Raw genomic sequence first — 8859 nt, 5'->3', positions numbered from 1 at the left:
AAACAGGTCCAGCTTGATGTCCTCGCGCTCGCTGGCGGCCTCCACCACCAGGTCACGATCCTTCAGCTGGCCCAGGTCGGTGGCGAAGGCGATCCGCGCACACGTCTCGCCGAGGTCCTGCTCGGTGATCTTGCCCCGGGCGGCGGCCCTCTCCAGACTCCCGCGGACCTTGGCCTCGGCCGCCTTCGCAGCCTCCTCGCTCACCTCCACCACCACGGTGTCGATGCCCGCCCGCGCACACACCTCCGCAATGCCCGACCCCATCAGACCACCGCCGATGACGCCTACCTTCTCGATCATGTCTGCTCCTCTCTTGCGGGACATGTTCCACCCCGGCGGCCCACGCAGGGGCGAGCGGGGCTCATCACAGGCCCGCGGCCAGGTCCGCGAGGACCTCCGCCGCCGGTCGCTCGCGGACCTGGCGGTAGCCGGTGCCGGCCCACAGGTTGACGTAGTCGGGGTCACCCAACGCCCCGGCCGCCTTGCGCAGGGGACTGGTGAGGTGGTGCACCGCCGGATACCCCGACGGCGCGGAGTCATGGTGGTCGGCCAGGAACCGGTTGGGGATGGCCCGCGCCGGTCGTCCGCTGAACGCGCGCGTCACGATCGTCGACCCGCGGTCCGGTCCGAGGAGCGCGGCGCGGTGCGCGAGGGACGTGCCGGCCTCCGGGGCCAGCAGCAGGGCCGTGCCGACGGCGACGGCCGACGCCCCGGCCCGCAGCGCCGCGGCAACGTCCGCCGACGTCGTGATCCCGCCCGCGGCGACGAGGGGCTTCGTGGTCGTGCCAGCGATCTCGGCGACCAGGGCGGCGAGGGGCCGGTCAGGCGGCATGCGGTCTAGCGTCAGCGTGCCGGAGTGGCCGCCGGCGGCAGGCCCCTGGACCACGACGACATCGACACCCGCATCGACGGCGGCACGGGTCTCGGCGGCGGAGGTGACCGTCTGCGCCGTGAGCGTCCCGACGCGCTTGAGCCGCGCGACATCGTCGGCAGCGGGGATGCCGAAGGTGAAGGAGACGACAGGCACCGGGTCGCTCACCAGGAGATCGAGCTTCGCCGCCCAGGCGTCGTCGTCCTCGAGGGGCGCCTCGGGCACCTCGGCCCCGAAACGCTGCGCGTCGGCACGGACGCTGTCGCGGTAGGTCGCGTAGGCGGCGGGGTCCACGGGGACCGGGTTGGGCGCGAACAGGTTGACGGCGTACCTGCTCGTCGACGCCCGCACCGCCGCGATCTGCTCGGCGAGGGCCTCAGGCGACTTGTAGCCGGCGGCGATGAACCCCAGGCTGCCCGCCTCCGCGGCGGCGACGACGAGCGCCGCCGTGGTCGGGCCACCGGCCATCGGCGCGGCCAGGACCGGGATCGAGACGCCCAGGTCGGCGAGCAGGGTCATGTGCCCATGGTGCACGTCGAGCTGCCGGCATCGCGATCACCCATCGGTGGCCGACCCGCTCACGCCTTCCGGTCGCTGTTGACCTCGGAGTAGGCGTCCGAGCCCAGCTTGCCGGTCAGGATGCCCCGGCCCGCGTCGAGCAGCGCCCCGACCTCGGGCGTCGCCAGCTCGTAGAGCACCGACGAGCCGACCCGGGTCGAGCTGACCATGCCGGCGCGGCGCAGGACCGCCAGCTGCTGGGACAGGTAGGAGGGCTCCACGTGCAGCTCCGCGAGCAGATCGCGGACAGGCGTGGGTCCCGACTGGAGGATCTCCAGCACGCGGATCCGCGCAGGGTGACCGAGGAGGCGGAACAGCTCCGCCTTGGCGTCGTACAGGGGCTCGCTCCCCTTCATCGCACCCCCTCCCAGGTGGTGGCAGCTTCAAGCGAAATCGGCCTCTGACGAGCCCGAATAGGTGTCCGGAACAACAAACTGCGCGTGTCGTTCGCCACAACTGTGCATCTTGGATCGATCCATTCGGCTCATCGTGACGAAGGCCTCAGGATGGGGGACAGTACACCACTTGAAGGATTCTTCAATTCGGGTAGCGTGCCGGGCACATCGGCGGACTGAAGGGCTCAATTGATGGTTGACGTGGACAAGGTGCTCGACGAGGCGGGGTTGAAGAATCCCCTCGTGCGCGACTATGTGGCGCACTGGGCGGAGGTGACCGGAGCCTCTGCGATCGAGGTCGTGAACGCCTCCGACGACGCCCGGCTCCTGGCCGAGGCCGTGGCCGCCGGAGAGCTGCTCGAGGCAGGGGAGGGGCGCTACTACTCGCGCTCCTACTACAAGGACACCGCCCGCTCCGAGGAGCGGACGATCGTCGCGACGAGCAACCCGGAGGACGCCGGCGCCTACAACAACTGGCGCCCCGCTTCGGAGATGAAGCCGCTCCTCGAGGAGAAGATGCGCGGCGCCTCGGTCGGCAAGACGATGTACGTCGTCCCCTACCTGATGGCCCCGCCGGGATCGCCGCTGGAGCCGTACGCCGCCGGCGTGGAGCTCACCGACGCGCGCACCGTCGTCCTCCACATGATCCGCATGGCGCGCGTGGGCGTGGACTTCATCAACAACCTCGAGGACCAGAACTCCTTCGTGCGCGCCGTGCACGTCACCGGCGACCTGGAGAACCTCGGTCATGGCACCGACCGTGACCAGCGCTACTTCGTCACCTGCGCCGACGAGCGCACGATCCTGCACTTCGGGTCGTCCTACGGCGGCAACGCGCTGCTCGGCAAGATCGCCCATGGCCTGCGCCAGGCGGCGTACGACGGCTGGGCGTCGGGCAAGTTCCTCGCCGAGCAGTTCATGCTCCTGGGCATCGTCGACAAGGAGACCGGCAAGAAGCACCACATCGCCGGTGGCTTCCCGAGCGCCTCCGGCAAGACGAACCTCGCGATGACGCTGGCGCCCGACGCGCTGGGCGACCGTTACTACGTCGAGTTCTACGGCGACGACATCGCCTGGATCTGGGTGGACGAGAAGGACGGCCGCGCCTACGCCTTCAACCCGGAGAACGGCGTCTTCGGCGTCGCCAAGGACACCAACGAGAAGACCAACCCGACGGCGCTCGACTCGATCGGGCCGAACTCGGGGGCGATCTTCACGAACGTGGCCTACAACTCCAAGACCGGCGAGGTCTGGTGGGAGGGGCGCACGAAGAACCCGCCGGAGGACCTCGACGGCTGGCTGGACTGGAAGGGCGAGCCCATCGCCAAGCGTGGCCTCGGCGAGCAGGGCGAGCCGTGGGCGCACCCGAACTCCCGGTTCACCACGTCGCTGGACAACGTGCCGAACGTCGCCAAGGACTACGACGACCCGCGCGGCGTCCCGCTCGACGCGATCATCTTCGGCGGCCGCACCCGCGACCGCGAGCCGCTGGTGCGCGCGTTCACCGACCTCGCCGAGGGCGTCTACGACGGCATGACGCTCGGCGCCGAGGCGACGTTCGCGGCCGAGGGCGTCGAGGGCCAGCTGCGCTACGACCCGATGTCGATGCGCCCGTTCATGTCCTACAACGAGGGCGACTACGCCAAGCACTGGCTCGACGTGCTCGGCAAGGCCACCGACGCGCCGATCTTCGCGCACGTCAACTGGTTCCAGCGCGACCCGGAGGACGGCCACTTCCTGTGGCCCGGCTACCGCGACAACCTGCGCGCGCTGCTGTGGCTGGTCGACTTCAAGAACGGCGAGGCGAAGGGCACCTCGACCCCGGTCGGTGTCATCCCGACCAAGGAGGAGCTGCTCCTCGAGGGCTGCGAGGTCACGCCCGAGGACCTCGACACGATCCTCTCGATCGACGTCGACCGCTGGAAGCAGGAGATGGGCTTCCGCGAGGAGCACCTGCGCCAGTTCGACCGGCTCCCCGAGGCGATCTGGGAGGCACACCGCCGGGTCGCGAAGGCGCTCGACGAGGCCTGATCCTCTTCGCAAGACGTCATACGGACTGGTCGCTTCGGCGGCCAGCCCGTATGACGTCCCGCAGCAAGGCCGCCTCCACCGATCAGGTCGGAGTCAGGGAGCCGTCCCTAGGGTCGCGGCCATGACAGCCACCCGCGCAACCTCCCGCCCGGCCTCGAGGGTCTTCGCCGGGCCCAAGGTGCCCGAGGTCTTCGTCGTCTTCTGGGTCGTCAAGCTGCTGACGACCGGCATCGGCGAGACGGCTGCCGACTTCATGGGCACCGCGAACCTCGTCCTGGCCGGCGTTGTCGGCATCGGCGGGTTCTTCGCGGCGCTCTGGCTGCAGCTGCGGGCCGACCGCTACCGCCCCGTCCTCTACTGGGTGACCGTCCTGATGGTCGCCGTCTTCGGCACGATGATCGCGGACGGGCCGCACGTCGCGCTCGGCACGCCCTACTACGTCGACTCCGCCCTCTACCTCGTCCTCCTCATCGCGCTGCTCACCTGGTGGCGCCGCAGCGAGGGCACGCTGTCCGTGCACTCCATCACGACCGCACGACGCGAGCGGTTCTACTGGGGGACCGTGCTCATGACCTTCGGTCTGGGCACGGCCCTCGGCGACACCACGGCGCAGAACCTGCACATGGGGTTCGCCTGGTCGATCGTGCTCTTCGCCGCCCTCATGCTGGTGCCGCTGGCCGTCTGGGTCGCCTCCGGGCGCCGCGGCACCGCCGGATCGGCGGCGATCACGGTCGTGACGTTCTGGGCGGCGTACTCCCTGACCCGCCCCCTCGGGGCGAGCGTCGCCGACTGGATGGCGACCAAGCAGGGGCTCGGCTGGGGGACCGGCCCGGTCACGGCCGTCGGACTCCTGCTCTTCGCGCTGCTCGTCGGCTACGTCGCCGTCACCCACAGCGACGAGGAAGGCGCCCACGAGGCGCGTCAGCGGCGCCAGCTGGCGGGCTCCGAGCTCGCCCGGAAGGCAGGGGACCGGACCGAGTCGGTCCTCGCCGCTGACGACGACCCCGACGGCGAGCTCGTCTCCTGACGGTCGCCGGGCTGCGTCGCCGCACTGCGTCGCTGGAGCTGGGACCCCGCAACCTGACCGCTTGGGGTGAAGGCGGTCAGGTTGCGGTCAGGACGCGCGTCGCATCATGGCCGCCGCTGTGGCGCTGCCGCCCTCAGACTCGCGGAAGACGCAGGACGAAGACGGTGGAGCCACCCTCGGTGAGGTCGGGCGAGAGCACGACGTCACCACCCACTGACCGGGCGACCCGGCGGGCGATACCCAACCCCAGTCCCGTCCCGCCGGAGTCGCTCGTCCCCGGTTCGAAGATGCGCTCGCGCAGCTCGACCGGCACCCCCACGCCGTCGTCGCGGACCTGGATCTCGATCCGGTCCGCGACGACGCGCGTGGCGAGTGTGACGTCGGTCGAGGCATGGCGCGCGGCGTTCTCCACGAGGGGCATCAGGGCACGTACGACGAGCTCGGTCGGCGCCGCCACCATCGGCAGGTCCGCCTCCACCTCGGTGTGGAAGGTCAGCGGACGGCGGACCAGGGGCGCCATCGACTCGACCACCTCGCCGACCGAGGAGCGGCCCGTGGCGCGCACCCACTCCGGGGAGCGAGCGACCTCCAGCAGCGTCGAGATCGCCTGCGACATCCGCTCGGCCGCGTCGGCGATCTCGGCGAGGTCCTCGCGCACTGCGGGGTCGCCGTCCGGACGCAGCTGCGCGATCTCGGTCGAGGCGGCGATCGCCGTCAACGGGGTGCGAAGCTCGTGTGCCAGCTCGGCGGTCAGCCGCTGCTCGGAGAGGATCGCCTGGGCGACCCGGTCGAGCAGGTGGTCGAGCGTCGCGCCGAGAGCGGCCAGCTCGTTGACCGGCGGGCCCATCTCGAAGCGGTGCCACAGGTCGTGCTCGCTCCAGTCCGCGGCGCGCTCGGCCATCTGCTGCACCGGTTGCAGCGCCCGACGCGTCAGCGACCACGCGAGCCAGCCGACGAGGACCACCACCAGCACGGCGAGTGCCCCGGTCACCCCGAGCGCCCACCGCTCGGAGCGGTCATAGACCGCCATCGCCTGCGCGGGCCTGGCATGGAGCGCTGCCCGTACGTCGCGGCGTGCGGTGAGCTCGAGGATGATCTGCGTCCCGACGACGAGGACGAGCATCACGGCTGCGGCCATCAGCACCGTCGAGACGACGAGCTTGCCCCTGAGTGTCCTCACCGCAGCTGATAGCCCACGCCGCGGACGCTGCGCAGCTGCAGCGGCGACCCGACCTGCTCGAGCTTGCGACGGATCCGCGTCGCATAGGAGTCGAGGGTGTTGTCGCTGACATGGGCACCGTCGGGCCAGGCGGCCGCGATCACGGCGCGTCGCCGCACCACTTCGCCCGGTCGTGAGGTCACGGCGGCGAGCAGCCGGAACTCCGTCGGCGTCAGGAGGACCTCGGCCTCACCACAGACGACGGCGTGGCGAGCCGGGTCGAGCACCAGCTCGGCCGGGGCACTCGGCGTCACGACGCGGCCACGCCTGGCCAGTGCGTCGACCCGGACCGCCAGCTCGGCGACCGAGAAGGGCTTGGCCAGATAGTCGTCCGCGCCCGCCGCGAAGCCCGCCAGGCGATCGTGCAGCTCGCCGAGGGCGGTGAGGAACAGCACGGGAGCCACCTGACCCGCGCTGCGCAGCGCCACACAGACGTCGCGACCGTCGGCGTCGGGCAGTCCGATGTCGAGCACCAGGACGTCCAGCGTCGGGTCGTCGGCGAACTGCCGCAGCGCCTCACCGCCGTCGTACGCGACGACCGTCTCGTGGCCGTGCAGTCGCAGGCCCTCCGTCACGACCCGGCGGATCGCCGGGTCGTCCTCGCACAGTCCCACCTTGGCCACGTCGCGAGTCTTGCGCGCGAACCTGACGGGAACCTGACGACGGGCCGGGGCTCGAGCGACGTCCGAGGATTTACCCGAGAAAATCTCCGAAACCGGTGACAGGGGGTTCGTTGATGCGGCAATCTCTTCCTCGGAACCCCTGGTGACCCGAGACGCCAGGGGTTCCATCCATTTCCGCGGACCGCTGGTCGAGTCGCTGGCCCCCGCTGGTCGAGTTGCCAGCCTTCGCTGGTCGAGTAGCTCGAGCCCCGGCGAGGGCGTATCGAGACCACCAGCCCCCACCAGCCCCCGCCGCTCACCCCCGGAGCAGAGCGGCGAGTGCGACGGCGAGCGCCTCGCCACCCGCCTCGGCGTCGCTGTCCTCCACGTGCTCGGCCGGCGAGTGCGAGACGCCGGTGGGGTTGCGCACGAAGACCATCGCGGTGCGCATGTGGTCCTTCAAGACGCCTGCGTCATGGCACGCCCCGGTCGCCAAGACCGGTGCGTGCAGCGCAGCGGCAAGCTCGTCGCGCAGGCCGGCGTCGAAGTCCACGGTCGGGCTCACCGACTCCTCCGGACGGTCACGCCACCGATCATCCCGTGTCCGGCGTCGCGTGTGCGGCGAGGTTGCCCCTCGCATTGGCTCGATCTGACACGCTCGGGTCTGTGAAGCGCCTGGTGCTCGAGACGGTCGGCTGGCTTCTCGTCGTCGCGGGGATCGCGGCGCTCATCCTGCCCGGCCCCGGCCTGCTCATGATCTTCGCCGGTCTGCTGCTCCTCTCCCAGCAGTACGAGTGGGCCGAGCGGCGGGTCGAGCCGGTCCGGCTGCGGGCGCTGCGCGGCGCGGCCGACAGCGTCGAGACCTGGCCGCGGATCGTGCTCTCGACGATCGCCGCGTTGGTGATCCTCGGACTCGGGCTGCTCTGGACCGTCCAGCCGCCCGCGCCGGAGTGGTGGCCGCTCGAGGCGTCGTACTGGCTGCTCGGTGGTAGGTGGACCGGGGTCACCCTGGAGCTGTCCGGCCTGATCGCGCTCGCGCTGCTGGTCTACAGCTATCGCCGCTTCCACGGGCATCCCGAGGCGCGCGCGGAGCTGGACCGCGAGATCGATGAGGCGGCTGAGCATTGACGGCCTCACTGATCGGTAACGGCCGGTCACGTCTGCCCCACAGTGTTGCGCCCGGGCGATTGCCAGAAAAGCGGCTCTGACCTGCGAAGACAGGACCTTCCTTACCGTTCTGTTGGCGCTGGCGCATGCGTCGTTGCGGACGTACTTTCTCAACCGGCGATCCAGCGGAGGGGGTCCGTGGGACGCCGCTCAATGGGGGATCACTAGACATGGGCCAGCATCGAGCTCACACACGGCGGGTCAGCATCGTCGTCCCTGCGTTGGACGCGGCGACGAACGTCGGCTTCCTTCTTCGTCAGCTGCCCGATGCCGACGAGGTCATCCTCGTCGACGGCGGGAGCGGGGACGGCACGCCCGACGCGGCCTGCCAGGCGCGCCCGGACGCCACCGTGCTGATCCGGCCCGGCGTCTCACGGACCGCGGCGCTGGCCGAGGGCATCGCCCGTGCGGCGGGGGACATCATCCTCACCCTTCCGATCGACGGCTCGGCCGACCCCGATGAGGTCCCGGCCTTCGTCGAGGCACTGGTCGCAGGGGCCGACATGGCGAAGGGCACGAGGTACGTCGACCCGCACGTCCGTCCCGCCGGCGCCGACCGCCTCCTCGCGTGGCTCGGCCGGCGTGTCATCGGCGTCGAGTTGAGCGACCTCGGCCACGGGTTCTACGGCTTCTGGGCCGACCAGCGTGACCGGCTCGACCTGCCACAGGGCGAGCGCGGATCCTGGACACCGGAGGTCGACGTGACCATCGCCTGCCAGCTCGCCCGCGCGGGGGCGCGGATCGTCGAGGTTCCCGTCCGGCGGACGCCCCCGCTCTTCGGCAGCGAGGAGCCGGCGGGCGTCGGTGCGCTTGCCGCCGGCGCACGGGCGGTCCTCGCCGAGCGTCGGCGCACGTCGCCCCGCTCCGTCGCAGGCGCGCTGGTGGCCGCGGTGGAGCCGAAGCACCTGCTGGTCTGAGCGCCTCCTCTCCGACGGCCCCAGGGGCGGCGGGGAACGGCGCGTCTCGGACTGTCGGTCGCGCTGGGTAGG

The 8859-nt window shown here is 71.1% G+C and carries 10 protein-coding genes; 4 read left to right on the top strand and 6 right to left on the bottom strand.

What is annotated here, in order from left to right; genetic code table 11:
• From ACYQ1K_RS23400 to ACYQ1K_RS23390, 3 genes are all read right to left on the bottom strand, one after another.
• Nucleotides 1-300: 3-hydroxyacyl-CoA dehydrogenase NAD-binding domain-containing protein (locus ACYQ1K_RS23400; RefSeq protein WP_459985759.1), on the bottom strand; the 300-nt coding region annotated here is incomplete at its 3' end.
• Between the two features lie 64 nt (nt 301-364).
• The gene (locus tag ACYQ1K_RS23395) at nt 365-1390 is read right to left on the bottom strand and encodes a nitronate monooxygenase (protein ID WP_459985758.1); all 1026 of its coding nucleotides are present in this window, start codon (nt 1388-1390) and stop codon (nt 365-367) included.
• Nucleotides 1391-1449: 59 nt separating this feature from the next.
• The gene (locus ACYQ1K_RS23390; RefSeq protein WP_459985757.1) at nt 1450-1785 is read right to left on the bottom strand and encodes an ArsR/SmtB family transcription factor; all 336 of its coding nucleotides are present in this window, start codon (nt 1783-1785) and stop codon (nt 1450-1452) included.
• A 231-nt stretch (nt 1786-2016) separates the two neighbouring features.
• Between ACYQ1K_RS23390 and ACYQ1K_RS23385 the strand changes: the two genes are divergently transcribed.
• Nucleotides 2017-3855, top strand: coding sequence for a phosphoenolpyruvate carboxykinase (GTP) (locus ACYQ1K_RS23385; protein ID WP_459985755.1), 1839 nt, complete (start codon nt 2017-2019; stop codon nt 3853-3855).
• Nucleotides 3856-3976: 121 nt separating this feature from the next.
• Nucleotides 3977-4882, top strand: coding sequence for a COG4705 family protein (locus ACYQ1K_RS23380; protein ID WP_459985754.1), 906 nt, complete (start codon nt 3977-3979; stop codon nt 4880-4882).
• Between the two features lie 133 nt (nt 4883-5015).
• Here ACYQ1K_RS23380 and ACYQ1K_RS23375 read toward each other — a convergent pair whose 3' ends face one another.
• From ACYQ1K_RS23375 to ACYQ1K_RS23365, 3 genes are all read right to left on the bottom strand, one after another.
• Nucleotides 5016-6062 (bottom strand): sensor histidine kinase, encoded by a 1047-nt coding sequence (locus tag ACYQ1K_RS23375; protein WP_459985753.1) that lies wholly within the window; start codon nt 6060-6062, stop codon nt 5016-5018.
• Nucleotides 6059-6724, bottom strand: coding sequence for a response regulator transcription factor (locus ACYQ1K_RS23370; protein WP_459985752.1), 666 nt, complete (start codon nt 6722-6724; stop codon nt 6059-6061). The genes ACYQ1K_RS23375 and ACYQ1K_RS23370 overlap by 4 nt, the downstream gene beginning before the upstream one ends.
• A 295-nt stretch (nt 6725-7019) precedes the next feature.
• Entirely contained in the window at nt 7020-7268 is a 249-nt protein-coding gene (locus tag ACYQ1K_RS23365; RefSeq protein ID WP_459985751.1) for a M20/M25/M40 family metallo-hydrolase, read from the bottom strand.
• A 101-nt stretch (nt 7269-7369) separates the two neighbouring features.
• Here ACYQ1K_RS23365 and ACYQ1K_RS23360 point away from each other — a divergent pair, with 101 nt between their 5' ends.
• Nucleotides 7370-7831, top strand: a complete 462-nt coding sequence (locus tag ACYQ1K_RS23360) for a PGPGW domain-containing protein (RefSeq protein WP_459985750.1) — start codon at nt 7370-7372, stop codon at nt 7829-7831.
• 209 nt (nt 7832-8040) lie between these two features.
• Nucleotides 8041-8787: a glycosyltransferase family 2 protein gene (locus ACYQ1K_RS23355; RefSeq protein WP_459985748.1), complete on the top strand. Its 747-nt coding sequence runs from the start codon at nt 8041-8043 to the stop codon at nt 8785-8787.
• Nucleotides 8788-8859: the final 72 nt, after the last annotated feature.

The organism is Nocardioides sp. AN3 (assembly GCF_054653495.1).
The sequence above is the reverse complement of the archived record's forward strand: the minus strand, read 5'-3'. Positions and strand labels throughout refer to the sequence as shown.